26 protein-coding genes, 1 tRNA gene and 1 pseudogene are annotated in these 26,340 nt (G+C 67.0%); 13 read left to right on the top strand and 15 right to left on the bottom strand.

Features of this window, described 5'->3' with window-relative positions:
• Positions 1–37: 37 nt before the first annotated feature.
• From Q5H94_RS01490 to Q5H94_RS01455, 8 genes are all read left to right on the top strand, one after another.
• Complete coding sequence (locus tag Q5H94_RS01490; RefSeq protein WP_304559360.1) at positions 38–1,096, top strand: PstS family phosphate ABC transporter substrate-binding protein; 1,059 nt, start codon at positions 38–40, stop codon at positions 1,094–1,096.
• Between the two features lie 36 nt (positions 1,097–1,132).
• Positions 1,133–2,509, top strand: coding sequence for a phosphate ABC transporter permease subunit PstC (pstC, locus tag Q5H94_RS01485; RefSeq protein WP_304559358.1), 1,377 nt, complete (start codon positions 1,133–1,135; stop codon positions 2,507–2,509).
• A complete protein-coding gene (gene pstA, locus Q5H94_RS01480) occupies positions 2,502–3,806 on the top strand; it encodes a phosphate ABC transporter permease PstA (RefSeq protein ID WP_304559743.1) in 1,305 nt (434 codons plus the stop codon). Before pstC ends, pstA begins: the two co-directional genes overlap by 8 nt.
• Entirely contained in the window at positions 3,800–4,564 is a 765-nt protein-coding gene (gene pstB / locus Q5H94_RS01475; protein ID WP_431312129.1) for a phosphate ABC transporter ATP-binding protein PstB, read from the top strand. Before pstA ends, pstB begins: the two co-directional genes overlap by 7 nt.
• Positions 4,564–5,256: a phosphate signaling complex protein PhoU gene (phoU, locus tag Q5H94_RS01470; RefSeq protein WP_304559356.1), complete on the top strand. Its 693-nt coding sequence runs from the start codon at positions 4,564–4,566 to the stop codon at positions 5,254–5,256. Before pstB ends, phoU begins: the two co-directional genes overlap by 1 nt.
• 13 nt (positions 5,257–5,269) lie before the next feature.
• Positions 5,270–5,962 carry a phosphate regulon transcriptional regulator PhoB gene (phoB, locus tag Q5H94_RS01465; RefSeq protein WP_304559354.1) on the top strand — a complete coding sequence of 231 codons (693 nt, stop codon included), beginning with the start codon at positions 5,270–5,272 and terminating at the stop codon, positions 5,960–5,962.
• Positions 5,963–6,279: 317 nt separating this feature from the next.
• Positions 6,280–6,633: a hypothetical protein gene (locus Q5H94_RS01460; RefSeq protein ID WP_304559353.1), complete on the top strand. Its 354-nt coding sequence runs from the start codon at positions 6,280–6,282 to the stop codon at positions 6,631–6,633.
• A 95-nt stretch (positions 6,634–6,728) separates the two neighbouring features.
• Positions 6,729–7,763, top strand: a complete 1,035-nt coding sequence (locus Q5H94_RS01455) for a hypothetical protein (RefSeq protein WP_304559352.1) — start codon at positions 6,729–6,731, stop codon at positions 7,761–7,763.
• An 18-nt stretch (positions 7,764–7,781) separates the two neighbouring features.
• Here the strand turns inward: Q5H94_RS01455 and Q5H94_RS01450 are convergent, their stop codons facing one another.
• From Q5H94_RS01450 to Q5H94_RS01425, 6 genes are all read right to left on the bottom strand, one after another.
• Complete coding sequence (locus Q5H94_RS01450; protein ID WP_304559351.1) at positions 7,782–8,234, bottom strand: hypothetical protein; 453 nt, start codon at positions 8,232–8,234, stop codon at positions 7,782–7,784.
• Positions 8,231–8,845, bottom strand: a complete 615-nt coding sequence (locus tag Q5H94_RS01445; protein ID WP_304559349.1) for a hypothetical protein — start codon at positions 8,843–8,845, stop codon at positions 8,231–8,233. Before Q5H94_RS01445 ends, Q5H94_RS01450 begins: the two co-directional genes overlap by 4 nt.
• A 53-nt stretch (positions 8,846–8,898) precedes the next feature.
• Positions 8,899–9,486 carry an ATP-binding cassette domain-containing protein gene (locus Q5H94_RS01440; RefSeq protein WP_304559348.1) on the bottom strand — a complete coding sequence of 196 codons (588 nt, stop codon included), beginning with the start codon at positions 9,484–9,486 and terminating at the stop codon, positions 8,899–8,901.
• Complete coding sequence (modB, locus tag Q5H94_RS01435) at positions 9,476–10,165, bottom strand: molybdate ABC transporter permease subunit (protein WP_304559346.1); 690 nt, start codon at positions 10,163–10,165, stop codon at positions 9,476–9,478. Before modB ends, Q5H94_RS01440 begins: the two co-directional genes overlap by 11 nt.
• A gap of 10 nt (positions 10,166–10,175) precedes the next feature.
• Positions 10,176–10,919 (bottom strand): molybdate ABC transporter substrate-binding protein, encoded by a 744-nt coding sequence (gene modA / locus Q5H94_RS01430; RefSeq protein ID WP_304559345.1) that lies wholly within the window; start codon positions 10,917–10,919, stop codon positions 10,176–10,178.
• Between the two features lie 152 nt (positions 10,920–11,071).
• On the bottom strand, positions 11,072–14,443 hold the full coding sequence (locus tag Q5H94_RS01425; RefSeq protein WP_304559344.1) for a glycosyltransferase: 3,372 nt from the start codon (positions 14,441–14,443) through the stop codon (positions 11,072–11,074).
• A gap of 170 nt (positions 14,444–14,613) precedes the next feature.
• On the opposite strand from Q5H94_RS01425, the gene Q5H94_RS01420 reads away from it, so the two are divergent.
• Positions 14,614–14,690 (top strand) — tRNA-Pro (locus Q5H94_RS01420).
• A 21-nt stretch (positions 14,691–14,711) separates the two neighbouring features.
• Here Q5H94_RS01420 and Q5H94_RS01415 read toward each other — a convergent pair.
• The 4 genes from Q5H94_RS01415 to Q5H94_RS01400 form a co-directional block, all read right to left on the bottom strand.
• Positions 14,712–16,010, bottom strand: a complete 1,299-nt coding sequence (locus Q5H94_RS01415; RefSeq protein WP_304559341.1) for an FAD-dependent oxidoreductase — start codon at positions 16,008–16,010, stop codon at positions 14,712–14,714.
• A 78-nt stretch (positions 16,011–16,088) separates the two neighbouring features.
• Positions 16,089–16,499 (bottom strand): arsenate reductase (glutaredoxin), encoded by a 411-nt coding sequence (arsC, locus tag Q5H94_RS01410; RefSeq protein ID WP_304559340.1) that lies wholly within the window; start codon positions 16,497–16,499, stop codon positions 16,089–16,091.
• A complete protein-coding gene (locus Q5H94_RS01405) occupies positions 16,492–17,160 on the bottom strand; it encodes an MIP/aquaporin family protein (protein WP_304559339.1) in 669 nt (222 codons plus the stop codon). Before Q5H94_RS01405 ends, arsC begins: the two co-directional genes overlap by 8 nt.
• Positions 17,157–17,498 carry an ArsR/SmtB family transcription factor gene (locus Q5H94_RS01400; RefSeq protein WP_304559338.1) on the bottom strand — a complete coding sequence of 114 codons (342 nt, stop codon included), beginning with the start codon at positions 17,496–17,498 and terminating at the stop codon, positions 17,157–17,159. The genes Q5H94_RS01405 and Q5H94_RS01400 overlap by 4 nt, the downstream gene beginning before the upstream one ends.
• 339 nt (positions 17,499–17,837) lie before the next feature.
• Between Q5H94_RS01400 and pnuC the strand changes: the two genes are divergently transcribed.
• Together pnuC and Q5H94_RS01390 are read left to right on the top strand one after the other, a co-directional pair.
• Positions 17,838–18,422 carry a nicotinamide riboside transporter PnuC gene (gene pnuC, locus Q5H94_RS01395; protein WP_304559337.1) on the top strand — a complete coding sequence of 195 codons (585 nt, stop codon included), beginning with the start codon at positions 17,838–17,840 and terminating at the stop codon, positions 18,420–18,422.
• Entirely contained in the window at positions 18,419–18,946 is a 528-nt protein-coding gene (locus Q5H94_RS01390) for an AAA family ATPase (RefSeq protein ID WP_304559336.1), read from the top strand. Before pnuC ends, Q5H94_RS01390 begins: the two co-directional genes overlap by 4 nt.
• On the opposite strand, the gene Q5H94_RS01385 is transcribed toward Q5H94_RS01390, so the two are convergent.
• Together Q5H94_RS01385 and Q5H94_RS01380 are read right to left on the bottom strand one after the other, a co-directional pair.
• Positions 18,930–19,466, bottom strand: coding sequence for a peroxiredoxin (locus Q5H94_RS01385; RefSeq protein WP_304559335.1), 537 nt, complete (start codon positions 19,464–19,466; stop codon positions 18,930–18,932). The genes Q5H94_RS01390 and Q5H94_RS01385 overlap by 17 nt on opposite strands.
• Before the next feature lie 248 nt (positions 19,467–19,714).
• Positions 19,715–20,680, bottom strand: a complete 966-nt coding sequence (locus Q5H94_RS01380; protein ID WP_304559333.1) for a CsgG/HfaB family protein — start codon at positions 20,678–20,680, stop codon at positions 19,715–19,717.
• 160 nt (positions 20,681–20,840) lie between these two features.
• Between Q5H94_RS01380 and lepA the strand changes: the two genes are divergently transcribed.
• Positions 20,841–22,694 (top strand): translation elongation factor 4, encoded by a 1,854-nt coding sequence (gene lepA, locus Q5H94_RS01375; protein WP_304559332.1) that lies wholly within the window; start codon positions 20,841–20,843, stop codon positions 22,692–22,694.
• 490 nt (positions 22,695–23,184) lie between these two features.
• Here lepA and Q5H94_RS01370 read toward each other — a convergent pair whose 3' ends face one another.
• Complete coding sequence (locus Q5H94_RS01370; RefSeq protein WP_304559331.1) at positions 23,185–23,514, bottom strand: immunity 53 family protein; 330 nt, start codon at positions 23,512–23,514, stop codon at positions 23,185–23,187.
• Between the two features lie 88 nt (positions 23,515–23,602).
• On the opposite strand from Q5H94_RS01370, the pseudogene Q5H94_RS01365 reads away from it, so the two are divergent.
• Positions 23,603–23,681 (top strand): annotated as a pseudogene (locus Q5H94_RS01365).
• Between the two features lie 53 nt (positions 23,682–23,734).
• On the opposite strand, the gene Q5H94_RS01360 reads toward Q5H94_RS01365, so the two are convergent.
• Positions 23,735–24,733 (bottom strand): hypothetical protein, encoded by a 999-nt coding sequence (locus tag Q5H94_RS01360; RefSeq protein WP_304559330.1) that lies wholly within the window; start codon positions 24,731–24,733, stop codon positions 23,735–23,737.
• A 57-nt stretch (positions 24,734–24,790) separates the two neighbouring features.
• Positions 24,791–26,182: a Si-specific NAD(P)(+) transhydrogenase gene (gene sthA / locus Q5H94_RS01355; protein WP_304559329.1), complete on the bottom strand. Its 1,392-nt coding sequence runs from the start codon at positions 26,180–26,182 to the stop codon at positions 24,791–24,793.
• Positions 26,183–26,340: the final 158 nt, after the last annotated feature.

Genomic DNA, 26,340 nt, shown 5'->3' with positions numbered 1-26,340 from the left:
GTCGAGACGGTTTCGAGTCGTCTCGGGGGAGGTCATCATGAACCGGAAGATCATTACCGCCGCCGTGCCCGCGCTAGCGCTCACGGCGTTGCTGGGCGCTTGCACCGATCAGGCCGCGGGCGGCGGTGGCTCGCGCGACCAGATCAAGGTCGTCGGCTCCTCGACCGTCTTTCCGTTCACCACCATCGTCGCCGAACAGTTCGTCGCCAAGAACCCCGGTGCCAAGGCCCCCGTCATCGAATCGACCGGCACGGGTGCGGGCATGAAATTGTTCTGCGCGGGCGTCGGTGCCGCGCATCCCGATATCGAGGATGCTTCGCGCCGGATGAAGGCGAGCGAATACGCCACCTGCCTGAAGAACGGCGTCAAGGACATCATCGAGGTTCCCGTCGGCCTCGACGGTATCGCCTTCGCCGAGGCCAAGAACGGCCCGAAACTGTCGCTGACCATCACCGATCTGTTCAAGGCGATGGCCGCAAACATCGGCGGCAAGCCCAACCCGGCCAAGACCTGGGCAGACGTGAACCCCGCCCTGCCCGCCGTCCCGATCCAGATCTACGGCCCGCCCGCCACCAGCGGCACACGCGACGCGCTCGCCGAGCTGATCCTCGGGCGCGGATGCGAGGCGATGGAACCTGATTCGGCTGCGCTGAAGGACAAGAAACCCGACGATTACGCCAAGGCCTGTACCCGCATCCGCGAGGACGGCGTCTATGTCGATGCCGGCGAGAACGACAATCTGATCGTCCAGAAGCTGCAGTCCAACTCCAACGCCATCGGCATCTTCGGCTATTCCTATCTCGAAGAGAACAAGGACAAGCTGAACGGCGTGCCGATCAACGGCATCGAACCGACCTATGAGACGATCTCGCAGAACAAATATCCAGGCTCGCGTCCGCTCTACCTTTACGTGAAGAAAGCGCATCTCACCGCGATCAAGGGCCTGCGCAGCTTCCTGAAGGAATATTCGGTGGCATGGGATCCCAAGGGCCCGCTCGTCGCCAAGGGCCTGATCGCTTCGCCCGAGGACGTCCGCAAGTCCGCCGTCGGCATTGTCGGCTGGGAAACCGTGCTCGACGGCAAGACACTCAAATAAACCTGATACTCCAGATCAAACAGAGCCTGTAACCTTTTGTCCATTCTCGTTCTTTCCTTCCTGGTTGTTGGGCTCGGCCTGATCGCATGGCTAACCGCGCGGATGCGCGCAGCGGGGTTCCGCCGCGCGACCGGCGCGCGATTCAGCTCGCTGCCGTCGCATCACGGCGCGTTCGTGGCACTCTGGACGGTGCTGCCCGCGGCACTGTTTCTGGCGGTGTGGGCGACGGCGTCGCCCGCGCTCGTCACCGACCGCGTGTTGACCGATCCGGCGGCCGCACAGCTGCCGCCGCCCGGGTTCGAACGGGCGGCTTTGCTGTCGGAGGCGCGTGAGATTGCCGCCGGCAAGAGCTTCGGTGAACCCACGCCGCTCGCGGCGAAGCTCGCGCCGGCCTATGCCGATGCGCAATCGCATTACGACTGGATCGGATCGGGCGTGGCCCTGCTGCTCGCCTTTGCGTGCGGGGCCTGGGCCTTCACCCGCGTCCGCCCCGATTTCCGCGCGCGCAGCAAGATCGAGCGCGTCATCATGGCGCTGTTGCTCGCCGCATCGCTGATCGCGATCCTCACGACACTTGGCATCGTCGTCTCGTTGCTGTTTGAATCGATACGCTTTTTTCAGATGGTGCCGATCGGGCAATTCCTGTTCGGCACGCATTGGAGCCCGCAGGTGATCGACGCGCGCGATCCCGGCGCGTCGCTGGGCGCGCTGCCGTTGTTCTGGGGCACGTTCTTTATCGGCGCGGTGATCGCGATGATCGTCGCCATCCCGTTCGGGCTGATGAGCGCGATCTACCTCACGCAATATGCCCATCCCCGCGCCCGCGCCTGGATGAAGCCGATCATCGAGGTGCTCGCGGGCGTGCCCACCGTCGTCTACGGCTATTTCGCGGCGCTGACGGTCGCGCCGCTGGTGCGCGATTTCGCGGTGTCGATCGGCGTGAGCTGGGCGAGTTCCGAAAGCGCGCTCGCGGCGGGGCTGGTGATGGGGATCATGATCATCCCCTTCGTTTCCTCGATGGCCGACGACTCCATCGCCGCCGTGCCGACCGCGATGCGCGACGGCAGCCTGGCGATGGGCGCGACGCAATCCGAGACGATCCGCCGTGTGCTGCTGCCCGCCGCCCTGCCGGGCGTGGTCGGCGGCGTGCTGCTGGCGGTGAGCCGCGCGATAGGCGAGACGATGATCGTGGTGATGGCCGCATCGGGCGTCGCCACGCTGACGCTCAATCCCTTTGCCTCGGCCACCACCGTCACCAAGCAGATCGTCGACCTGCTGACCGGCGAGGCCGAGTTCGACAGCCCCAAGACGCTCGCCGCCTTCGCCCTCGGGCTGACGCTGTTCGTCGTGACTTTGCTCCTCAACATCGTCGCGCTGACGGTCGTGAAACGGTATCGTGAAGCCTATGAGTGACGGCGTCGCCCCGATCGTTCCCGGCACCGCCGCGCCGGTGACCGTCCCCGCACGCATGCCGACCGACTGGCAGACCGCGTCGCGCCAGACGCGCATCCGCCGCCGCTATGCCGCCGAGGCGCGCTTTCGCCTGATGGGGCTGTTCGCGGTGGTGATGTCGGCGGGGTTCCTCGCGATCCTGCTGTTCACGATGATCAGCAACGGCATCGGCGGCTTCGCACAGACGCGGATTGCATTGCCGATCGATTTCCCGCGCGCCGGGCTGACGCTCGATCAGGCGCGGTTGAAGGGACCGGGTGCCGACCTCGCGCTGGCGGGCGCGGGCCTACCGGAAGCGACGCAGGCTGCCGCCATCGTCGCCTACGGACCCGACGGCGACAAACTGCTGAGCGACGGCGCGTGGCTGCGCGTGCGCGATCAGGTCAAGGCGAACCCGGCGCTGCTGCGCGGCCGCGCGACGCTCTGGGTGCCGGCCGCCGACACTATCGATATCGCCGCCAAGCATGACGGCGCGCCCGCCGACGAAGCGATCGTCGCGAAACTGAAGGCGATGGGCGCACTGTCGACGGGCTTCAACGCCTTCTTTCTCACCGCCTCGGATTCGACCGATCCGACGATGGCGGGCATCTGGGGCGCGCTGAAGGGCTCGATCTTCACGATGGTGGTGACGCTGCTGATCGCCTTTCCGGTCGGCGTGCTCTCGGCGCTCTATCTCGAGGAATATGCGACGCGGAATCGCTTCACCGATCTGATCGAAGTGTCGATCAACAATCTCGCGGCGGTGCCCTCGATCATCTTCGGTCTGCTCGGTCTCGCGGTGTTCCTCAATACCTTCCACCTGCCGCGCTCGGCGGCGCTGGTCGGCGGGCTCACGCTCGCGCTGATGACGATGCCGGTGATCGTCATCGCCAGCAGGAACGCGATCAAGGCGGTGCCGCCCTCGATCCGCGACGCCGCGCTCGGCGTCGGCGCGAGCCCGATCCAGGTCGTGTTCCATCACGTCCTGCCGCTCGCGCTTCCCGGCATCCTCACCGGCACGATCATCGGCATGGCGCGCGCGCTGGGCGAGACGGCGCCGCTGCTGATGATCGGCATGCGCGCCTTCATCTCCGCCCCGCCCGACCGTCTGAGCGACCCCGCGACGGTGCTGCCGGTGCAGATCTTCCTGTGGTCCGATCAGGTCAACCGCGGCTTCGTCGAAAAGACCAGCGCGGCGATCATCGTGCTGCTCGTCTTCCTGCTCGCGATGAACGGCGTCGCGATCTATCTCCGCAACAAATTCGAGACCCGCTGGTGAACGCCTCCAAGATATCCGCGCGCAACGTCAACGTCTTCTACGGACAGAAGCAGGCGATCAGCGACGTCAGCCTCGATTTCGACAGTGACGTCGTGACGGCGCTGATCGGCCCGTCCGGCTGCGGCAAGTCGACCTTCCTGCGCACGTTGAACCGCATGAACGACACGATCGCGAACGCCCGCGTCGAGGGGCGGATCGCGCTCGACGGCGAGGACATCTATGCCGCCGAAATGGACGTGGTACAGTTGCGCGCGCGCGTCGGCATGGTGTTCCAGAAGCCGAACCCCTTCCCCAAGTCGATCTTCGAGAATGTCGCCTATGGCCCGCGCATCCACGGCCTCGCCTCGGGCAGCGCGCAGCTCGCCGACATCGTCGAACGCTCGCTGAAGCGGGCGGGCCTGTGGGATGAGGTGAAGGACCGCCTTTCCGACAGCGGCACCGCTCTGTCGGGCGGCCAGCAGCAGCGGCTGTGCATCGCCCGCGCCATCGCCGTCGACCCCGAAGTGATCCTGATGGACGAGCCGTGCTCGGCGCTCGACCCGATCGCGACCGCGCGCATCGAGGAGCTCATCCACGAGCTCAAGGGCCGCTACGCCATCGTCATCGTCACCCACAACATGCAACAGGCGGCGCGCGTGTCGCAACGCACCGCCTTCTTCCACCTCGGCAGCCTCGTCGAATACGGCACGACCTCGGACATCTTCACGAACCCGAGGCAGGAGCGCACCAAGGACTATATCACGGGACGATACGGCTGATGGCCACGCACGAACATACGATCAAGGCTTTCGACGAGGAGATCGGCCAGCTGCGCGGGCTGATCGCGCAGATGGGCGGGCTGGCCGAACAGGCGATCGGCGACGCGATCGAGGCGCTCAAGCGGCACGACCTCACCGACGCCGCGCGCATCGTCGCCGACGACAAGAAGATCGATCTGCTCGAACACCAGGTCGAGGCGCTGGCCGTGCGCATCATCGCCCTGCGAGCACCGATGGCGGACGATCTGCGCGACGTGGTGGCGGCACTCAAGATCGCCGGCGTGATCGAGCGCATCGGCGACTATGCCAAGAACATCGCCAAGCGCACGCCGCTGATCGACGCGCACGGCGAGATCGAGCCGCTGTCGATCCTGCCGGCGATGGCGGCGCTCGCGATCGAGATGGTCCACGACGTGCTTGACGCCTTCGCCGCGCGCGATCCCGCCGCCGCCGTATTGGTGTGCGAGCGCGACAAGGCGGTCGACGATTTCTACAACAGCCTGTTCCGTGTGCTCGTCACGCACATGATGGAAAACCCCGCGCAGATCGGACAGATCGCGCATCTGCTCTTCATCGCGAAGAACCTGGAGAGGATCGGCGATCACGCGACCAACGTCGCGGAGATGGTCTATTTCGCCGCGACCGGCACGCACATGGCGGAGCGCGATCGCGGAACCGCACCCACGATATGAGGGAGTAAGCACAATGGCACGAGCCAAGATGTTGCTGGTGGAAGACGATGCCGCGCTGGCCGAACTGCTGATCTGGCATTTCAAGCGCGAGGATTTCGACATCAAGCAGACCCCGGACGGGGAAGAGGCGCTGCTGCTCGCGAAGGAGGCGACGCCCGATATCGTCCTGCTCGACTGGATGGTCGAGGGGTTGTCGGGCATCGAGGTATGCCGCCGCCTGCGCCGCATGCCCGAGACGGCGAACATCCCGATCATCATGCTGACCGCGCGCGGCGAGGAAGAGGACCGCGTCCGGGGCCTCGAGACGGGTGCCGACGACTACGTCACCAAGCCCTTCTCCCCGCGCGAATTGGTCGCGCGCGTCGGCGCGGTGCTGCGCCGCGTGCGCCCGGCGCTGGCGGGCGAGCAGCTCACCTATGCCGACATCGAGATGGACACGGTCGGCCACAAGGTCCGCCGCTCGGGCGAGGTCATCCCCCTCGGGCCGACCGAGTTCCGGCTGCTCAAGCATTTCCTGGAGCATCCGGGCTGGGTGTTCTCGCGCGAGCGCCTGCTCGACGCGGTGTGGGGCCACGATTCGGACATCGAGAGCCGCACCGTGGATGTCCACATTCGCCGGTTGCGGAAAGCGATCAACGGCGAGAGCCGGCCGGATATCATTCGGACGGTGCGGTCGGCGGGGTATGCTTTGGATTCGGGCGCGTAACGAGGCGCGGAAGGCACTTCCGCGCCGGTCCGCACAGCGGACGCGCGCGCCCGGCCGGCGGCGCTTTAGCGCCGTCCGACGACGCGGCTTTGCCGCGGCAGGCCCGATAGCTTCCCGGCATCACGCCGCGGCATAGCCGCGCCGTCGGCCGTAGCTGCGCTACGCCGGCCGGGCGAGGCCGTCCGCCGCGTGGACCGGCGCGCAGCGTGCGCGCCTCGGCCTCGCCCTCGAATCGCCTGCGAAACAATACTCCCCTCAATGCGTTGGGGGTCTCGTGCAGCGTGAACAGCTGCCCAGGTTCTGCAGGAGTAAACCCGATGAAACTGATCCTTCTCGCCGCGATTGCGGCTGCCGCCCCGCTCTCCGCTCAGGTCGCCCCGGCGCCCGATCCCTCGACGCAGGCACCCACCGCGCCTGCCCCCGCCCCGGCCGATCCCGCCGCTACGCCGGCCCCGGCTCCGGCAGCACCCGACGCCGCCGCGCCCGCAGCCTCGGCCTCCAACATGAGCGCGCCCGCCGCCGATCCGGCGCAGGCGGCCGCACCGGCCCCGACCGCCGCGGCGCCCGCGCCCGAGGCGCAGGCCGAGTACCCGCCCTGCTCCAGGACCGTGACCGACCAATGCACCGAGCGCGGTAGCAGTGGCGGCAAGAAGATGCACCACAAGAAGTAAGCTTGCCTCGGGGCGGATCACCGCGTCCGCCCCGCCTTGACAGGTGTATTGCATAGTCAATACACCTGTGGCATATCTCCGCGCAGGAGAATGCCATGTACAGCGATAGCGATCTCGAAGGCGCCGTCACCGCAGGCGCGATTTCCCGTGAAGCCGCCGACGCCCTGCGCCATCACATCGCCGCCCAGCGCGCCACACCGATCGTCGACGAGGAACAGTTCCGTCTGCTGAGCGGCTTCAACGACATCTTCGTCTCGATCGCGATCGTCATGCTGCTCACCGCGCTGGCGCAACTCGGCAAGGCGGTCGCGACGCCCGTCGCGGGCGTGCTGGTCGCGGGTGCAGCCTGGGGCCTGGCGGAATATTTCACGCGAGTGCGACGCATGGCGCTGCCCAGCATCCTGTTGCTGCTCGCCTTCGTCGGCGGTGTGGCGGGTGCGCTCGTCGGGGTGATGACCGATCTGCATATTGACATCCCCGCCCGCGTTGGCGCGGTCATCGCGGCGGGCATCGCGCTCATTACCGGTGGTGCTGCGTGGCTGCACTGGCGGCGTTTCATGGTGCCGATCACCGTCGCAGCAGGCGCTGCGGCGGCGGTTGCCGTCGTCGCCGCGCTGACGGTCGCCTCCGCGCCCGAGGCGAAGGAGCTAATGTACCCGACGCTGCTGATCTGCGGCTTCGTCGTATTCGCGCTGGCGATGTGGTGGGACATTTCCGACCGCGAGCGCCGCACGCGCCGCAGCGACGTCGCCTTCTGGCTACACCTCGCCGCCGCACCGCTCATCGCGCATCCGGTGTTCCACATGCTCGGCATGTTCCAGGGCGATATCAGCATGGTGACGGCGATCGTGGTGATCGTGCTCTACGTGATCTTCGGCTTCGTGGCGCTGGCGATCGACCGTCGCGCGCTGCTCGTCTCCAGCCTCGCCTATGTCCTCTACGCGATGTATTCTCTGCTGCAGACGACCGCGTCGCTCGAACTCGCCTGGGGCTTCACGGCGCTGGCGATCGGCTCCGCGTTGCTGACGCTCTCCGCCTTCTGGCACCCGATGCGCGCGCTGGTGGTCGGCGGCCTCGGCGATCTCGCGGAACGCCTGCCGCCGGTGGGCGTGGTGGCGGCGCGGGCCTGACGCCCGCGCCGCGCGGCCTTACTTCTCTTCCTTCGGGCCCTTCCACATCGTCATGCCCTTGGCCTTCTTGCCGAACTCGGCGGCATCGGACGGCGCGACGTTGGGGCGGCCGGCCATGATGCCCATGCCGATCTTGCACTTCACGAAATAGGTCTCGTCGGGCTCGATCTCCATGTTGAGCACGTCCTTCACCTCGCCCTCGGTGTTGTAGACGTGTTTGCCGGGTTCGGCCGTGACCGTGTAATATTTGCCCGAGCCAAGCCGCGCCAAGACCTTGTCGCCCTCATGCACTGTGCATCCCAGTGCCGCGCCGACGAGCGTGCCGGGGCGCCAGAAGACGATCAGACCCTTGCCCGCCTCGGGCTTGCCGATCGTGCCGGATTTGGTGACGATCGCGGCGGGTTCCTGCGCGGCGAGCGGCGCGGCGAGGACCGCGCACCCCATTGCGGCGGCGATCAGATAGGTCTTCATTTCTTGTCTCCCGTTGAAATCTCTTTTGCCCCCGGCACCGGACAGCTTCCGGCGAGCGCCGCGGGCACATCGATCGTCGCGCGCACCTTGGCGTCGGCGTAGGTGCCCGCCGGCACCACCATCTCGCCGCCGCTCACGAACATCAGCGGCAGCGCTGCGTAGCCGGTATAGGCCGCGGCGGCATTGGCGGCGGCGCTGCCGACCGCGATGACCTTGGTCAGGTCATGCGACTTGTCCCGGCCTTCGCCGCTGAAGCGGAAGCCGCGCAGGCCGATCTCGGTCGTGCCGCAGGTCAGCGAACGCGCCGCGAGGATCAGTTCGCCCGCCTTGCCGAGTGCGCGCGCCTTTGCGGCATGGACGACCTGCCCCTTGCCTGTCGTCCCCGCGGGCACGATCACGACGCCATCGACGGTGATCGGCGTGATCAGCCGGATCGCGAAGAAATCGTCGATCTTCGCGGTCTTGGAGGTCATCGCATCGGCGACCGCGATCATGACCGGCGTCCCGCCCGCCAGCCGCACGAAACCCGGCGCAGGCGCTTCCGCCGGCGGCGTTTGCGCAGCGGCGACCGAAGCCGTCACCAGCGCGACGACGCATGACAATGCTTTCATGAACCCCTCCCCCGAGAACCGAAATGGCGGAGAGTTGAGGACGCCGCAAGCACCTACATCGCGATAATCCGCGTCCCGATCCGCTCGGCCTCCGCCGCGTCGTGCGTCACCATCAGGATCGGCAGGGCGAGCGTGTCGCGGACGTGTTCGATCGCGCGCAGCACTTCCTCGCGACGCGCACGGTCGAGCGAGGAGAGCGGCTCGTCGAGCAGCAGGAAGCGCGGGCGCGACAGGAGCGCGCGGCCGATCGCCACGCGTCGCGCCTCGCCGCCCGAGAGGGTGCGCGGCCAGCGATCGAGCAGATGATCGATCCCCAGAAAGGCGATCGCATCGAGATCGAGCGGGCCGCCGTAGCCGAGGTTCGCCGCCACGCGCAGATGCGGGAACAGCCGCGCGTCCTGAAAGACGTACCCCGCCCCGCGCCGCTCGGGGGGCAGGTTCACACCCGCGTCAAAGAGCGTCTCGCCGCCGACGCGGATATGCCCGGCGTCGGGCGCGATCAGCCCGGCAATCATGTTGAGAACGCTCGTCTTGCCCGCGCCCGAGGGCCCGAACAGCACCGTGGCACCCTCCTCGCTCGCGAAGGTCAGCGCGATATCGGTGTCACCGATCCGCTTGCGGACGTCGATGTCAAATGACATGCAACCCCCGCCCGGCACGCCGCGCCAGCAATTCGGACGCCACCAGCGCCGCCAGCGACAGCAACACCGAGATCGCCGACAGCCGCCATACCATCGCATCGCCCCCCGGCTGCTGCAGTGCGCTGTAGATGGCGAGCGGCAGCGTCTGCGTCTCGCCTGGCACATTCGACACGAAGGTGATCGTCGCGCCGAACTCGCCCAGCCCGCGCGCGAAGCCCAGCACCGCGCCGGCGAGGATACCGGGCACGCTCAGCGGCAGCGTGATGGTACGGAAACACCGCCAGCGCCCCGCGCCGAGCGTCCGTGCCGCCCCCTCCAGCCGCCGGTCGACCGCCTCGATCGACAGCCGCATCGCGCGCACCATCAACGGCAGCGCCATCACGCCGCTCGCGATCGCCGCCCCCGTCCAGCGGAACAGCACCGACACGCCGAACCACGCCTCCAGCCAGGCACCGACCGGCCCGGACGGCGCGAACAGCAGCAGCAGCACCCACCCCGTCACCACCGGCGGCACGACGAGCGGCAGGTGGATTACTGCATCGACGAGAATCTTGCCGGGAAAGACGACCCGCGCCAGCAGCCACGCAAGCGCGAACGCCAGCGGCAGCGTCACCAGCATCGAGACCATCCCGACGCGCAGCGACAGCGCGACGATCTGCCATTCCTCGGGCGAGATCACCGCCCGAAGTTCACAGGGCAGAGAAGCCGTAACGCACGAAGATCGCCTTGCCCGCACGGCTCAGCAGGAAGCGACGGAAGCCCTCGCCTTCCGGGTTGGCCGAGCCCGCCAGCCGCGCGACCGGATAGGTGATCGGCGCGTGCGTCGCCTCCGGGAACACGCCCGCGATCCGCACCTTGGCGGAGGCGCGCGCGTCGGTCGCGTAGACGATGCCGTAGGGCGCCGCGCCGCGCTCGACCAGCGCCAGCGCCGCGCGGACGTTCTCGGCCGAGACGACGCGCGGCTGAACCGCGTTCCACACGCCGAGCTTCGTCAGCGCCTCGCGGCCGTAGCGTCCCGCCGGCACCGCCGGATCGGCCATCGCCAGCGGCCCCGTTCCGAGAAAACGCGCGAGCGGTTTCGCCGCGAGCGGTGCCCGCCCCCGCGTCCCCGCGGCGGCGACGATAACCAGCCGGTTGCCAAGGAAGGTCGCGCGCGTTCCCGGAACGATCAGCTTCTTCGCGGTGAGTTCATCCATCCATTCCTGATCGGCCGACACGAACAGATCCGCCCGCCCGCCCGCCTCCACCTGCCGCGCCAGTACCGAGGACGCCGCGAACGAGATCACCGGGCGCGGATGGCCCTGCTTCGCCCAGGCATCGGCGGCAGCGTTCATCGATTCCTGCAGGCTGGCGGCGGCCAGCACGAGCGGCGGCGCGGGTGCAGCGGCGGTCAGGAGGAAGGCGGCGAGGAGCGAGAGGAGACGAGCGATCATATCAGCCGGTATAGCGAGAACCTTGCCAATCCCAATCCCGTTCGCCCTGAGCTTGTCGAAGGGCTGCACTTCTTTGCAACGACGGAAAGAAGGACAGGGCTTCGACAAGCTGAGCCCGAACGGCTTGGGGTTCCCTGCCTCCGAGACCGCGACTACCCCGCCTGCACGCGCCCCGTCCGCTGCAGCTTGCCCCAGCCCACCTTCGGCCCGCGCAGCGCCTGCGTGATCGCCTTCAGCACGACGTAATACATGATCTGCCGGTATCCGATCCGCTGCGGGATCAGCAGCCACAACAGGCTCCACTTCTCGCGCCGCTCCAGCGCGAAGGCGATCGTCGCCGCCAGCAGGTCGATCGCGGTGAACACCAGCCAGTAGATCAGCATCGTCTCGACGTCGTGCTGCGTCTGTGCCCAGCCGTGCGCCTGCACCGCGATAAAGGTCGTCACGAAGCTGACGATAAGCGCGAGGTCGATGATCGGGGAGATCGCCGCCAGCACGATCTGGAACACGATCGCCTGCGGCAGGCCGACGCGCGCGAGACCGCGCGGTTTGCCCGTAGCGATGATCGATCCGTGCTTCCACAGGCATTGCAGCGTGCCGTACGCCCAGCGGAAACGCTGCTTGGCGAGGCCCTTGAAGCTCTCCGGGCTCTCGGTCCAGGCGACGGCATATTGGTCGTAATGCACCTTCCACCCGGCACGCTGAATGGCGATGGTCAGATCCTGATCCTCGGCGAGCGTATCGTCGGGATAGCCACCGACGCTCTTCACCGCCGCCAGCCGCCACGCGCCGACCGCGCCCGGCACCACCGTCATCGCATCGAGCCGGGCGAGCGCGCGGCGCTCCAGGTTCTGCGCGGTGATATATTCGAGCGCCTGCCATTTGGTGACGAGGTTGACGCGGTTGCCGACCTTGGCGTTGCCCGCCACCGCGCCAAGCTCGGGGTCGGTGAACCAGCGCGCCAGCCGCGCGATCGTCGTCGGCTCGAACTGCGTATCGGCGTCGAGCGCGATGACGATCTCACCCGTCGCCAGCGCCAGCCCCTGGTTGAGCGCACGCGCCTTGCCGCCGTTCTCCAGCGTCAGCAGCCGCACGCGCGGATCGTCGGCAAAGGCCTCGCGCACGATCTCGGAGGTGCGATCCTTCGATCCGTCGTCGATGACGATGATCTCGATCCGCACGTCGGTCGAGGCGAGCACGGTGTGGATCGAGCGTTCGATCACCGCCTCTTCGTTGAAGGCGGGGATCATCACCGTCACGAAGCGCTGCGGGTCGATCGCCGGGAACACCGTCCGCCCCTCGCGCCGCGCCTGGATCAGCGCGAGCGCGGAGAGCGTCAGCGCGCGCGCGATGCCGATCGTGATCGCGAAGAAGAAGATCCACCCGAGCGCGACGACGATCGCGCCGAGTGCGGTGAACACCAGCAGGTCGATCTGCGACGCCAGCCGGTCGCTGCCGGAAATCGGCTTGTTCGCCTCGTCGCGCGGAATGCCCGCCAGCGTCGAGACGGGCACGAACTTGAACCCCTTGGCACGCAACTGGTCGATGATCTGCGGCAACGCCGCGACCGTCTCGGACCGATCGCCGCCGCCGTCGTGCAGCAGGACTATATTGTGGCTGCAATTGGCATCCGAACTGTCGTTGCACACCGGGTTCGCCGCGACCATCGACACCACCTTGTCGATGATCGGCTGCACGCCCGGCCGCTTCCAGTCGTCCGGGTCGACGTGCAGGCCGACCGAGACATAGCCAAGGTTCTGCGCCTGCAGCGCCGGATCGATTTCGTCCGCGGTGGTCGGCTCGGCATCGCCGAAATACGGCGCGCGGAACAGCCGCAGCGACCGCCCGGTGAACGCCTGGAACAGCCGCTGCGTGGTGTTGAGCTGGAACGCCGTCTCGGTGTCCGACGCACCGGCCAGATTGGGGTGGGTATAGGTGTGGCTGCCGACCTCATGCCCCTCGCGGATCAGCCGCTCCAGCAAACCACGCTGCGTCAGCGCGTTCTCGCCGATCACGAAGAAGGTGCCCGGCACCTGCTTGGCCTTCAGGATATCGAGGATCTTGGGCGTCCAGTTGGCATCGGGGCCGTCATCGAAGGTCAATGCGACGAGGCCGGGCTTGTAACCGCTTCGCTCGACCACATAGGGCGCCGGCAGCCGGGTGAAATCGACGCGGTCGATCGCCCCGTTCTGCCCGCTCGCGGCGCGCACGCCCTCTACCGGGGGCCCCTTGATGGTGAGGATCTCGCCGGGATGGTTGATCGCGACGTCGGTGCCCGCCGGGATGGCGTTGATCGCGGACGCGACGGGCAAGCTCCGGTGCGACCGCCCGAAGATCGACCACAGGCCCGGATCCTCGGACCCCAGCCGCCACAATGCCACCGAATTCAACCCGGCGCGATTGAGGAAGCGCAACTGGTTATAGGCCGATGCCGCGTCGAGCAGCCACAATTCGTGCCGGACCTTGCCGTCCATGTAAGCGAAGCCGGTGTTGCCGCTCGCCTTGTCGAAGGTCGGCGTCACGCTCGATTCGCGCGCCGCCTGCCACGCTTCTTCGATCGCGATCGGGTCGCCGCCCGCCTCGCTGTCGCTGTGCCAGTCGTATCCGTAATTGCCGATCGCGACGACGATCTTGTCCCTGGGCACACCGTGCGCGGCGCGCGCCACCGCCTGCTGGAACCACGCCTGAGACGCCACCGGGCCAGCGTCGCCGCTCAGCTCGTGCTCGTCATAGGCCATCAGGAACACACGGTCGACGACCGGCGCGAAGGCGCGGATGTTCCATCCGTCGTCGCCCACCGGCGCGGCGATCGCCGTCACCCATCCGCGCTTTGCGAAGCGCGCCTTCGCCTCGCGCAGGAAAGTGCGGTAGTCGGGCAAGGCCGCGGGCGGCAGATTCTCGAAATCGAAGAACGCGCCCCCCGCCTGATTCGCCGCCAGCCACGGCTCGAGCTTGTCGAGCAGGTTTTTCCGCGCGGCCGGCGCATGCAGCAGCGCCGCCATCCCGGCGCCGTCCCAGTCGCCGCTCTCGGCATTCTGGATCATCGGCAGCAGCAGCGGGCGGCGCTGCGCGCGGTTGAGGATCTCGCGCGCCGCCGTGTCGCGAAACACGGTGATCTTGTGCTGCGGCCCCGTCACGCTCACCCAGCCGGGGATCAGCCAGTCGAGCTCGTTGATGTTCCGCCGCAGCGACGCCGCCGAGGACGGATCCCACGGCACGTGAAAGGCGATGGCGAGCGGTTTGTCGTCGGCAACGCCGCGCGCGGGCGCGCCCGTCAGCATCCGTTCGTAATCGAGCAGGCCCCGCCGCGTCCGCTTCAGCAGCGGTTCGTGCGGCGGCGGCAGGCCGACCAGCGCGGGGTGTTCGGCATCGACCGGCAACAGCGGCGCACGCGCGACCGCGCTGATCGACAGGGCAAGCGCGACGATCGACAGGATCGCCAGCAGCACGAACGCGCCGACCCCCAGGGCAAAACGCCGCCGCCTGCGCCCCGATGCGTCGTAGAAGATCGGCCGATCCGCCATTGCCTTGTCTATACTCCCGTTCCGGCCCGTCCTATCGCGCCGCGCGCGTTGCCGGAAGCCGTCGCGGTGATGACAAACACTTCATCCGGCCCGGCCTTCGCTCGCCCGTCCGACATTTTAGACTTGATAGGGGTGGCCGCCGCCGCTAGGTGCCGCCCCCTGCAATGTGTCGGGGCGTGGCGCAGTCTGGTAGCGCACTGGTCTCGGGGTCCAGGGGTCGTAGGTTCGAATCCTATCGCCCCGACCATTGCAGTGACCCCTAAAACCCTCAGGTAAGCGCCGCCAGCATCTCGTCGATGCTGGTGAACTTCTCGCGCGGGGCACCGTCGCGGGCACGCGCGATTTCCGCCGCCTCGATCTTCTGCCAGTCGCGGAACGTGACGATATCGACGCCGCGCGCGCCGAGCAGCACGTCGAGCCCCGAACGCCCCGCCTTGCCGCTGTCATCGCCGCCATCGGCGGCGATCAACTCCGCGATGGCATAGCCGTCGGGGCGGTTGGTGCCGATCGTCCCCGTCGGCCCGCGCCGTGCCCAGCCGACCGCGTAGAGGCCGTCCGCGATCCGCCCGTCCGTGTTGGCGAACCGCCCCAGCTTCTGGTCGTACGGCACGCCCTCGATCGGCGGCGTGCGATAGCCGATGCAGCTCACCACCAGCCCGGCGGGGATCGCATAGGTCTCGCCCGTCGCCACCACTTGCCCGCCCGCATCGAGCGCGGTGCGCTCGACGATGACGCGCTCTGCCTTGCCCTCGCCCTCGACGCGCAGCGGCATGGCGTAGAAATCGAACACGACTTCGATCGGCTTGCCGCCCGCTCCCTGCGCGGCGAAATCGCGCAGATGCTTCACCGCCTTGCGCAGGCCCGGCTCCAGCGGCGCATCGCTCTCGACCGGCGGCAGGTCGGCCGGATCGACCAGCGGCGCGGCGCGCGAAAGCTGGCCGAGCTCGCCCAGCTCCTTCGGCGTCATCGCAATCTGGTGCGGGCCACGCCGCGCGAGGATGGTGATGCGGCTGTGCGTCCCTCCGCGCAGATGCTCCAGCGCATGGCCGGCGATGTCCGATCCCTCGAACTCGGCCTCGGCTTTCGCAAGGATGCGCGCCACGTCGAGCGCGACATTGCCCGCGCCGACGATCACCGCGCCCGGCCCCTCCAGCGGCGGCTTCAGCGCGGCATGATCCGGGTGGCCGTTATACCAGCCGACGAACGCCGCCGATCCGATCACGCCGGGCAGATCGTCGCCCGGCACGCCCAGCGGCTTGTCGGCCGGAGCCCCCGTCGCCAGCACCACCGCATCGTACAGCGTCTGCAGCTCGGGAATCGAGATGTCCTTGCCGATCGTCACATTGCCGACGAAGCGCACCGAATCGGTCAGCGCCACCGCCTCATAGCGCCGCGCGACCGCCTTGATCGATTGATGATCGGGCGCGACCCCGGTGCGGATCAGGCCGTAGGGCACCGGCATCCGGTCGAGGATGTCGACCCGCACGTCCTCGCCGAACTGCTTCTGGCACGCCTCCGCCGTATAATAGCCCGCCGGCCCGGAACCGATGATCGCGATATGCCGCATGGCGTCTCTCCCAGCCCTTCTTTGGGCCCGTTTCCGGTATGCTAGGGTGCAGGCGACGCGGGGGCAATGGGGCGCGGGTCAGCGCCGGACGATCTCGCCGTCCTCCTTCACGAACGTCTCCGGCGCAGTCTCGACCAGCGCCAGCACAAGCTCGGACGGCCGGCACAGCCGCGTCCCTTTCGGCGTCACGACGATCGGTCGGTTCACGAGAATCGGATGTTCGATCATCACATCGAGGATGGCATCGTCCCCGACGGACGCATCGAGCAGTCCGAGCTCCGCCGCCGGCGTTCCCTTCTCTCTCAGGATATCGCGCGGCTTCGCCTCCATCGCCGCAAGCAATTCCACAAGGCGTGCGCGCGTCCAGCCCGCCTGCCGATAGAGCACGACCTCCGGCGAATATCCCGCCGCCGCGATCATCGCGAGCGCGTTGCGCGACGTCCCGCACTCGGGATTGTGATAGATCGTGATAGGAAAGGCGTCAAGCATCGATCGGCTCCTCTTCCAGCAACCATGCGAAAACGGCCAGCGCCAGAACCGCGCCCGCAATCTGCGCGGCGATGAACAGCGGCACGGAGGAAGGGGCGATGCCGGCGAACGTATCCGACAGGCTGCGCGCCAGCGTGACGGCGGGGTTGGCGAACGATGTCGACGCCGTGAACCAATAGGCCGCCGTGATGTAGAGGCCCACCGCCACCGGCGTGAACTCGGGGCGGGACCGTTGCGTGGAAAGGATCGTACCGATCAGGCCGAAGGTCGCGATGCACTCCGACAGCCCCTGCGGCCAGCCGTCGCGCAGCTTCGCCGATATCTGGATCAGCGGTTCGGCGAACATGGCGTGCGCAAGCCATACGCCCGACAGCGCACCCGCCGTCTGCGCGACGACATAGGCGGCGGCGGCACCCGGCGCGATGCCGCGCCGCATCACCACGACCAGCGTCACCGCCGGGTTGAAATGCGCGCCTGACACCGGACCGAACATATGGATCAGCACGATCAGCCCCGCTCCCGTCGCGATCGTGTTGCCGAGCAGCGCCAACGCATCGTTCCCGCCCGCCAGCCGCTGCCCCATGATGCCGGAGCCGACGACGACCGCCAGCAGCATCGCCGTCCCAAGGAACTCCGCCGCGATCTTGCGAGAGACAGTCATGCCGCCCCGCCGCACGTCTGCCCAAGCGCGGCCAGCGGCAGGCAGATCTCGGGCCGTCCGTCACAACAGTCCGCCGCGAGGAAGCTCAGAAGATCGCGCATCCCGTCATGGTCGGCCGAATAGATCAGCGACCGGCCCTCGCGGCGCACCCGGATAAGGCCCGCATGGCTCAGGATCGTGAGATGCGAAGACAGCGTGTTCGGGAGCACCCCGATCTCGTGCGCCAAGGTGCCGGCCGCCAACCCCTCGCTCCCCGCACGCACGAGCAGCCGGAACACGGCGAGGCGATGGCCGTGCGCCAGCGCGGACAAAGCCTCCAGGGCGACAGGAAATTCCACTATAGCATTCCTCATTTCGATATTTCGTATTTACTCGAAATATCGAAATGATCAAGGACCGACCGCCCGCGCCCCATCGCGCTGTCCTACACGCCCGCAATCGTGCGATAGGCTGGCGCGTCGCTCTTTGAACCGTCGGCACCATCGCCCGCCATTTCGGCGGCGGCTCCGCGCGCCCGGCTCCGGCAAACCCGGAAAAGGGGCAACAGGCGCAGACTTAGCGTAAACTTTGTAAACTTCCGCGCAGAAACCGTCCAACATGTTACCCCCGGATCAGTGTGACTTTAGTGTGACTTTCCACCCTCGACCCCGCCTCTCCGCCTCGCTATCGCCCGCACCATGTCGCCGTTCGAGATCGCCGCTTCCCTGTTGATCGTGGCGAACGTGGCGCTGGTCGCGTGGCGCAGCATCTGGAACTATGCGTTCGGCGTGGCGGGCGTGCTGCTCTACGCCTTCGTGTTCTTCGAGGAGAAGCTGTACAGCGACGCGCTGCTGCAAATCTTCTTCCTCGTCCTGCAATTCTACGGCTGGTGGAACTGGTCGCGCTCCGCCGCCGATGGGGGCGAGATCACGGTCGAGCGGATGACGCCGACCGCGCGGCTCACCTGGCTCGCCGGTATTGCGCTCGCTACCGGCATCTGGGGCTGGCTGATGCACCGCTTCACCGATGCCGCCCTGCCCTTCGTCGATGGCGGCATTGCGATGGCGAGCGTCGCCGCGCAGATCCTGCTCTCGCGCCGCAAGCTGGAGAATTGGGTGCTGTGGATCGCGATCGATATCGCCTCGATCGGCATGTACGCGGCCAAGGGCCTGCGGCCGACCACCGCGCTCTACGTCCTGCTGCTGGCGATCGCGCTCGGCGGGCTGATCGACTGGGCGCGGGTCGAGCGGCGACAGGCGACGCCAAGGGACGTGGCGGCATGATCCGAACCATCTGCCTGCACGGCCCGGAAAGCACCGGCAAGTCGACGCTGATCCCGCGCCTCGCCGATCATTTCGGCACGACCTGGGTGCCCGAATTCGGCCGCACCTATGCCGAGGAGCGCGGCACCGCCTTCACGATGGACGATCTCGTCACCATCGCCCGCACGCATGACGCCATGACCGCCGAGACGCTGGCGACCGGTGCCGCACCGGTATTCCTCGATACCGATCCGCTGATGACGGCGGTGTGGGCGGACATGCTGTTCGGCCGCCGCGATCCGTGGTTCGACGGCTGGCACGCGACGGCGGATCTCTACCTGCTGCTCGATACCGACCTGCCGTGGATCGACGACGGCACGCGCATGTTCGGCACCGAGGCCGAACGGCAGCGCTTCTTCGACCTGTCGCGCGCCGAACTGGAGCGGCGCGGCGTCGAGTACGCGGTCGTCGGCGGCACCGGCGAGGCGCGCTTCGAAAACGCCCTCGCCGCCATCGCCGACGCCTGCCTCAGCCCTTCGGCTTAGCCTTCAGGCCCTTCACCGCGGCGAGCGTGCCGGTGATATGACCTTCCGGGCTCATCTCGGACAGGACGTAGGCGATCTTGCCGTTCCTGCCGATCACGTAGGAGGTGCGATCCGTCCAGCCCGGCTTCGCGGCGAGCGCGACCTTGTAGCCGGTGATCGTCGCCGCCGTGGCGAGGCCGACCGGGAACTTGTCGCGGCATTCGACCTTGGTGAATTCCTTGATCCGCTCGGCATTGCCCGCGGTCAGGCCGATGAGGGTCGCGCCCTCCTTCTTGAAATCGTCGGCGGCTTCGGCGAACGCATGCGCCTCGACCGTGCAGCCCGAGGTGAAGGCGGCCGGGAAGAAATACAGCACGACCGGCCCTTTCTTCAGCGCGGCCTTCAGCGAGAAGTCGAAATCCTTGCCGTCGAGCGCGGCCTTGGTGGTGAAGTCGGGTGCCTTGGCCCCCACCGGCAGCGCGGCGAACGCGGGGGTGGCGGCGAGTGCCGCAATCGAAAGCGCGGTCAGGATCTTGAGCATCGGGCGACTCCTTGGGGGCGAGGATACGCGCATGGCCTAGCCCGGACACGACGACGCCGCCAGCACCATCGGTGCCGGCGGCGCGCCCGCATCTCTGCCCCGTCTCAGGGCCGATCGTCATTCGGTTCATGCGGAGCCGAAAAGGGTGATTTTCGAGCACCGGAGCGCAGCGTACTTCTAGTACGTGAGCACCGGAGCGGAGAAAATCGCGCTTTGCAGGCCCACAGGGGCCGAATGGCGGTCGGTCCTTACCGCGAGGGCTCCAGCTTGGTATTCATCACCCAGCCGGTGTTGTCGTTCTCGTCGGCGACCTGCCACCACATGCCCTGCTTCTCGCCCGAGAGGTACAGGATCGAGCCGGGCGGCAGCGTGCGGACGACCTTGCCGGTCGCGGTGGGCGTGACGCGCATCGCGACGGGGCCCATCGTGGTGTAGGTCTTCTTCGGTGCCGCTTCCGCCGTGCCGGTGTCGCCCGCGCGGACATAGCCGAGGCCGTCGACCAGCTTGGCATAGGCCTGGATGAAGGCGAGCGTCACGATCCGGCCGATGTCGGTGTTGTCATAGCCGCCGCCGACCACGCCACCGCCGGCCATGCCGCCGAACACGCCGCCGCCGCCGCCGAAGCTGATCGAGTTCTTGGCGGCATAGCCGTCCTCGGTCGCCAGCGTTTCGGTCGTGCGCACGTTGGTGATCGAAAGCACCACGTTGGCTTCCTGCTTGCGGCTGCGGATGCCGCCGATCAGGCCGCCGAACGGACCGCCGATGATGCCGCCCACGCCCGCGCCGATGCCGCTGCCGCTGGCATTGCCGTTGGCCGCCTGCACTTCGGCCTGGAGCACGTAATCGGCCTGCTTGATCTGGCCCTGGCCGACGTTCGCGCCGCGCTGCAGGCCGAGGTTGCCGCCGATGTTGCGCTCGAGCTGCGCCGCCTGCAGGCCGGAGCCGCGATCGACGAGGTTGAAGCAGCCAGACCGCTGCACGAGCACCTTGAGCAGCTTCGACGGTGCCGCCAGGCTGTACTGCGTCCAGCCCGAGGGATCGTCGCCATCGACGATCGAGATCGTGCCGTGCTTGGTTGGGCACTTCGGCACGTCGTTCATCGTCGCCTGCTGCAGCTTCTGCGTGCCCGAAGGCTTGGCAAGGCGCTGCGCCATCGCCGACTCGGGCGCAAGAACCAGTGCGGCAAGCGTTGCCGCAGTCATCAGATTACGCATCTAGAACCCCCAGAAAAACCGCGATCTTTCCGATACTTCGGCCCAGACCGCAACTTTGTTGTGAAAACGCAACCCCGTCGCGCAAGCTCCTATCATTTCGTTCGGCGCGTTGCCAGACCCTACAAACCGTCCGCGTCCCGCTTTGGATATGCGCCAAGCGATGCTATCGGCGCGCGCTACACCTGCATTCTCAAGATTGGCCGCCGTGACTCCGCTCGACAAGATCCGCAACTTTTCCATCATCGCGCATATCGACCACGGCAAGTCGACGCTCGCCGACCGTCTCATCCAGGCGACCGGCGGCCTCACCGACCGCGAGATGTCCGAGCAGGTGCTCGACAACATGGACATCGAGAAGGAGCGCGGCATCACCATCAAGGCGCAGACGGTGCGCCTGTCCTACAAGGCGCAGGACGGCGAGACCTATACGCTCAACCTGATGGACACGCCGGGCCATGTCGACTTCGCCTATGAGGTCAGCCGCAGCCTCGCCGCGTGCGAGGGCGCGCTGCTGGTGGTGGACGCCGCGCAGGGCGTCGAGGCGCAGACGCTCGCCAATGTCTACCAGTCGATCGAGCACGACCACGAGATCGTCCCCGTCATCAACAAGATCGACCTGCCCGCCGCCGACGCCGAGAAGGTGAAGGCCGAGATCGAGGAGGTCATCGGCCTCGACGCGAGCCAGGCCGTCCTCACCTCCGCCAAGTCCGGCATCGGCATCGCCGACGTGCTGGAGGCGGTCGTCACGCGCATCCCCGCACCGAAGGGCGACGCGACCGCCCCGCTCAAGGCGATGCTCGTCGACAGCTGGTACGACCCCTATCTCGGCGTCGTCATCCTCGTGCGCGTGATGGCCGGCGTCCTCAGGAAGGGCCAGAACGTCAAGTTCATGCAGGCCGGCACCGAGCATCTGGTCGACCGCGTCGGCTGCTTCCGCCCCAAGATCGAGCAGCTCACCGATCTCGGCCCCGGCGAGATCGGCTTCATCACCGCGCAGATCAAGGACGTCGCCCAAGCGCGCGTCGGCGATACGCTGACCGACGTGAAGCGCCCCGCGCTCGAAGCGCTCCCCGGCTTCAAGGAAGTGCAGCCGGTGGTGTTCTGCGGCCTGTTCCCGGTCGACGCCAACGACTTCGAGAAGCTGCGCGAGAGCATCAGCAAGCTGCGCCTCAACGATGCCAGCTTCTCGTTCGAGATGGAGACGTCGGCGGCGCTCGGCTTCGGCTTCCGCTGCGGCTTCCTCGGCCTGCTGCACCTCGAGATCATCCAGGAGCGCCTCACGCGCGAATACGATCTCGACCTCATCACCACCGCGCCGTCGGTGGTCTACGAGATCGAACTCACCCACGGCGGCGGCCATATCGAGCTGCACAACCCCGCCGACATGCCCGATCCCACCAAGATCGCCTCGATCAGCGAGCCGTGGATCCTCGCGACGATCTACGTCCCTGACGAATATCTCGGCTCTATCCTGAAGCTGTGCCAGGACCGGCGCGGCATCCAGCAGAACCTCACCTATGTCGGCGGCCGCGCGCAGGCGACCTACGAACTGCCGCTCAACGAAGTGGTGTTCGATTTCTACGACCGGCTGAAATCGCTGTCGAAGGGCTATGCCAGTTTCGACTATACGCAGATCGGCTACCGCGAGGGCGATCTCGTCAAGATGGGCATCCTCGTCAACGAGGAGCCGGTCGACGCGCTCAGTATGATCGTCCACCGCGGCACCGCCGAGGTGCGCGGGCGCGGCATGGTCGAGCGGCTGAAGGAACTGATCCCGCGCCATCTGTTCAAGATCCCGATCCAGGCGGCGATCGGCGGCAAGGTGATCGCCCGCGAGACGATCAGCGCGATGCGCAAGGACGTGACCGCGAAATGCTACGGCGGCGACGCGACCAGAAAGCGCAAGCTGCTGGACAAGCAGAAGAAGGGCAAGGCGAAGATGCGGGAGTACGGATCGGTTTCGATCCCGCAGGAAGCGTTCATCGCCGCGCTGCGCATGGGGGACGAAAATTAGAGAGCGCGGAGGGCTAAGCGCAGCTTAGCCCCGGATCGAAACCGAGCCCGGCCGGCGGGGGCGTAGCTCCCGACCGACGACGCGGCTTTGCCGCGGCGGGTGCTTTTAAAGAACCTTTCAATGTCCGCTATGGGTGGAAAGCGGACATTCATCTGTAGCAAACGCGTTCATTCGCCGGACAATACCAGCCCTGTTTGCGGGTTACCTTCGACCCACTTGATGACGCAGAATGACGGTGGGTCCATCATGTAAGGACGCCTGTTCCTATACGAGAATGTCACGAGATAGTGAGTGCCGCCGCTACCGTCCCCGGTCTGTCGGTATGCCGAAAATCCGCAAGAGCGCGCGGCATCTATGAATGCGGGGTAGGCAGCCGGGTTACCTTCCAAAATCTCGATTGTTGTTCCTGTAGCTCGGGAACCGGTTACGCATCCGCCCAGAGCAAAAATAGCTGCCAGCGCCGCCCACTTCACCCCTAGGCTCTGATTGCTCATCCTTCCGCCCATGATCGGAATGCCTGTATCATCCGTCCAAGGTCACGTGGACCTCCCCACGCTTTGAACTTTGAACCCTCGACGCGGCAAACCAGCCATGGGACGTCTCCGTCACCGCCTTGGATGGATTGCTCCTTTTCAGATACACCATCGTACACTGGCGCAAGCGTCCGTCCTTCTAGCGAGGTGCCATTAAGGTCGATGCTCAAACTCCAGCCCGGATTGTCGAGGGTGTCAATCTGAACCCCGAACTCGTGCTCCCAGTCCTCGTCACATTGACCGAGATACCACTGCATCAACCAAGTCAGATCATCGGGCGTCTTCATTGCGCCATGATAGTGAGGAGCCTGAATGTCCGCTATGGGTCGAAAGCGGACATTGGCCACGTAGCTACAATCACGCTATGTCGAGCCCGCCAGCGTGACGGAATTGGTAGACGTATCGCTACAGCGATCTCGGCGACGGGTGCGGGTTCGATCCCCTGCCGCTGGCAATGTCCGCCAAGGGGCGTTAGCCGACATTCAACACACGACCACAACGGGGGCGTCAGCGGTCGACAGGTCTTCCCCCTCCTTCCCGCCACCTCTCCCACCCCTCCTCCGTCGCCGCCGCTTCCCACAGCGCCTGTGCCGCCGCCATCTGTTCGCGGGCCTGCGCCTGCACCTTGTAGCGGTCGTCGATGCCGGGGCCGCCGCCCATGCCCTGCGGGCCGAAATCCTGCGGCGGTCGCGCGAAGGGGCGCAGGTCGCGATCCCCCTTCCAGACGGTCTCGCGCATCCGCCTCATCTCGCACGTGAGCGTTACGACGGCAGCGCGCTTCTCGTCGGACCATTTCCAGCTACGGCTGATATCCTCGATCGCGGCTTGCCAGATGGCGATCCGCTCGGGCGACGAATCGGCGGCGGCGACCATCAGTTCGATCTGCGTGAGCTGGCGCACGGTGAAGTCGGCCGCGGCGACGTCTCCGTTCAGGCGCGCGCGGCGTTCGTAGACGAGCTTCATCATGTAGTTCTGCAACAGCGTGTCGAGCATCACGCCGAGCGCCGCCTTCTCGTCGGGATCGTTGGCAGCCTCGCGCTCGGCGCGGCAGACCGGGCAGTTCTCGGCCGCCTCGCGCGCGATCGTGTCCTGGCTCTTCGTGCCGGGGCGGAGACCGGGGCGACCGAACAGATCGGGCATGCGGTTGGCGAGCACGACCAGCGCCGTGCGCTCGTTGTATACGCGGCGTTCGGCGACCTGCTCGCCCTTGTACATGATCGGGACCGGCACGCCGTTGAGCGCGCGATCCAGCACGGCATCGGCGAGGTTCTGCACGCCGTGGTCGATCGCGGCGTTCCAGGCGCGGCAGAAACTTTCCGCGCCGGGCTGACGACGGAGGGCATAGGCGCCCTCGGGGCTCATGTTGATGCGTTTGGCCGCAGACCTTACCGATCCGGTTTCGGCGAGCGCCGCGATGAAGGCCTGCTGGCGTTCGGGCGTCCAGCCGTCGACGCGGTATTTGCGGGGGACAGGCTCGAAATCGAGCATTGGGCGGGTGGTGGGCACGCGATCCTGCATGCGCGCACCAAATAACCATATCGGTTCGTGTAGGACAGAGGTTTTTTAGCGCGGCAACCGGTTCCACGCATCCAGGCTCGCGATCTTGTACGCCTCGGCCAGCGTCGGATAGTTGAAGGTGTTCTCGATGAAATAATCGATGCCGCCCTTCAGGTTGAGCACCGCCTGGCCGATATGGATCAGCTCGGTCGCGCCCTCGCCGACGATGTGGACGCCCAGCAGGCGGCGCGACTTGATCGAGAAGATCATCTTCATCATGCCGGTGTTGAGCCCCATGATGTGCCCGCGCGACGTCTCCCGAAAGCGCGCGACGCCGCATTCGTAGGGGATGCCGCGGCGCAGCACCTCCTCCTCGCTCATCCCCACGGTCGAGATTTCGGGGACGGAGTAGATGCCGTAGGGGAAGAATTCGGGCGGCGGCGGCGGCGCGAGGCCGAAGGCGTGGCACGCGGCGAGCCGGCCCTGCTCCATCGAGGTCGAGGCGAGGCTGGGGAAACCGATGACGTCGCCCGCCGCGTAGATGTGCGGAACGGCGGTCTGCATCGTGTGATCGTCGACCTGGATGCGGCCGCGGTGATCGACGGCGATGCCGGCCGCCTCCAGGTTCAAACTGTCGGTCGCGCCGACGCGGCCGGCGGCGAACAGCAGCATCTCGCTGCGGATCGTGCGCCCGGCCTTGAGCTGGCTGAGCACCTGCCCGCCCTCGACGCGGATGTCGGTCACTTCGGAGCCGAGGCGGAGTGCGACATTGCGGTCGCGCAGGTCGTGGACGAACTCCTCGATGATCTCGCGGTCGATGAAGTCGAGGAAGGTGTCGCGCGGCTCGACCAACGTCACCGCCACGTCGAGCGCGGAGAAGATCGTGGCGTACTCCACGCCGATCACGCCCGCGCCGATGACGGTGAGGCTGCGCGGCAGGTGGGTAAGATCGAGGATCTCGTCGCCGTCGAGCACGTGCTTGCCGTCGAAGGGGACGTGCGCGGGGCGGAACGGCTTGGTCCCGCAGGCGAGCAGGATGAACTCGGCGCTGTGGATGCTGATGTCGCCGCCCGTCGTCGTCACCTCGATCGTGTGCGGATCGATGAAGCGGCCCTCGCCCATGATCGCCTTCACGCCGTTGCGGCTGAACTGGTGTTCGAGGACCTCGACCTCGTGATCGAGCGTCTTGTGCAGGCGGACCATCAGGTCCTCGGCGGAAATCTCCTGCTTCACGCGGTAGGCGCGGCCGTAGAAGCCGCGTTCCCGCCAGCCGGAAAGGTTCAGCACCGTTTCGCGGAGAGTCTTGGAGGGGATGGTGCCGGTGTGGACCGAGACGCCGCCGACGCGCCGCCCGCGCTCGACCACCAGCACGCTCTTGCCGAGCTTCGCCGCCTGCACCGCCGCGCGCCGGCCGGAGGGGCCGGAGCCGATGACGATCAGATCGTGATGATGCTGCATCCGGCCCCCTTGGGACGACGACATAGCCGAAAAGACCCACCCGGCGAAGTCCGCAATCCACCCCGGCAAGACGTTAACAGGTTGTTGCGTCGCAGCAACATACTGAAACATTTTTCGGCGAAAACCCCGAAACGGCCCCTTTCGAGTTGACCGGGGGA

The sequence above is a fragment of the Sphingomonas immobilis genome, assembly GCF_030580995.1.
Classification (GTDB): Bacteria; Pseudomonadota; Alphaproteobacteria; order Sphingomonadales; family Sphingomonadaceae; genus Sphingomonas; species Sphingomonas immobilis.
This window is presented reverse-complemented; position numbering and strand designations above follow the sequence as displayed.

What these genes read in the sequence shown, in the direction of transcription:
- Q5H94_RS01380 (WP_304559333.1), bottom strand. Translation starts at nt 20,680, where the DNA reads ATGCGTAATCTGATGACTGCGGCAACGCTTGCCGCACTGGTTCTTGCG.
- Q5H94_RS01425 (WP_304559344.1), bottom strand. Translation starts at nt 14,443, where the DNA reads ATGGCGGATCGGCCGATCTTCTACGACGCATCGGGGCGCAGGCGGCGG.
- Q5H94_RS01450 (WP_304559351.1), bottom strand. Translation starts at nt 8,234, where the DNA reads ATGAAGACCTATCTGATCGCCGCCGCAATGGGGTGCGCGGTCCTCGCC.
- phoB (WP_304559354.1), top strand. Translation starts at nt 5,270, where the DNA reads ATGGCACGAGCCAAGATGTTGCTGGTGGAAGACGATGCCGCGCTGGCC.
- phoU (WP_304559356.1), top strand. Translation starts at nt 4,564, where the DNA reads ATGGCCACGCACGAACATACGATCAAGGCTTTCGACGAGGAGATCGGC.
- sthA (WP_304559329.1), bottom strand. Translation starts at nt 26,182, where the DNA reads ATGCAGCATCATCACGATCTGATCGTCATCGGCTCCGGCCCCTCCGGC.
- arsC (WP_304559340.1), bottom strand. Translation starts at nt 16,499, where the DNA reads ATGCTTGACGCCTTTCCTATCACGATCTATCACAATCCCGAGTGCGGG.
- Q5H94_RS01415 (WP_304559341.1), bottom strand. Translation starts at nt 16,010, where the DNA reads ATGCGGCATATCGCGATCATCGGTTCCGGGCCGGCGGGCTATTATACG.
- Q5H94_RS01370 (WP_304559331.1), bottom strand. Translation starts at nt 23,514, where the DNA reads ATGAAGACGCCCGATGATCTGACTTGGTTGATGCAGTGGTATCTCGGT.
- Q5H94_RS01490 (WP_304559360.1), top strand. Translation starts at nt 38, where the DNA reads ATGAACCGGAAGATCATTACCGCCGCCGTGCCCGCGCTAGCGCTCACG.
- Q5H94_RS01405 (WP_304559339.1), bottom strand. Translation starts at nt 17,160, where the DNA reads ATGACTGTCTCTCGCAAGATCGCGGCGGAGTTCCTTGGGACGGCGATG.
- pstA (WP_304559743.1), top strand. Translation starts at nt 2,502, where the DNA reads ATGAGTGACGGCGTCGCCCCGATCGTTCCCGGCACCGCCGCGCCGGTG.
- Q5H94_RS01455 (WP_304559352.1), top strand. Translation starts at nt 6,729, where the DNA reads ATGTACAGCGATAGCGATCTCGAAGGCGCCGTCACCGCAGGCGCGATT.
- Q5H94_RS01445 (WP_304559349.1), bottom strand. Translation starts at nt 8,845, where the DNA reads ATGAAAGCATTGTCATGCGTCGTCGCGCTGGTGACGGCTTCGGTCGCC.
- lepA (WP_304559332.1), top strand. Translation starts at nt 20,841, where the DNA reads ATGCTATCGGCGCGCGCTACACCTGCATTCTCAAGATTGGCCGCCGTG.
- Q5H94_RS01385 (WP_304559335.1), bottom strand. Translation starts at nt 19,466, where the DNA reads ATGCTCAAGATCCTGACCGCGCTTTCGATTGCGGCACTCGCCGCCACC.
- modA (WP_304559345.1), bottom strand. Translation starts at nt 10,919, where the DNA reads ATGATCGCTCGTCTCCTCTCGCTCCTCGCCGCCTTCCTCCTGACCGCC.
- pnuC (WP_304559337.1), top strand. Translation starts at nt 17,838, where the DNA reads ATGTCGCCGTTCGAGATCGCCGCTTCCCTGTTGATCGTGGCGAACGTG.
- Q5H94_RS01440 (WP_304559348.1), bottom strand. Translation starts at nt 9,486, where the DNA reads ATGTCATTTGACATCGACGTCCGCAAGCGGATCGGTGACACCGATATC.
- Q5H94_RS01390 (WP_304559336.1), top strand. Translation starts at nt 18,419, where the DNA reads ATGATCCGAACCATCTGCCTGCACGGCCCGGAAAGCACCGGCAAGTCG.
- Q5H94_RS01460 (WP_304559353.1), top strand. Translation starts at nt 6,280, where the DNA reads ATGAAACTGATCCTTCTCGCCGCGATTGCGGCTGCCGCCCCGCTCTCC.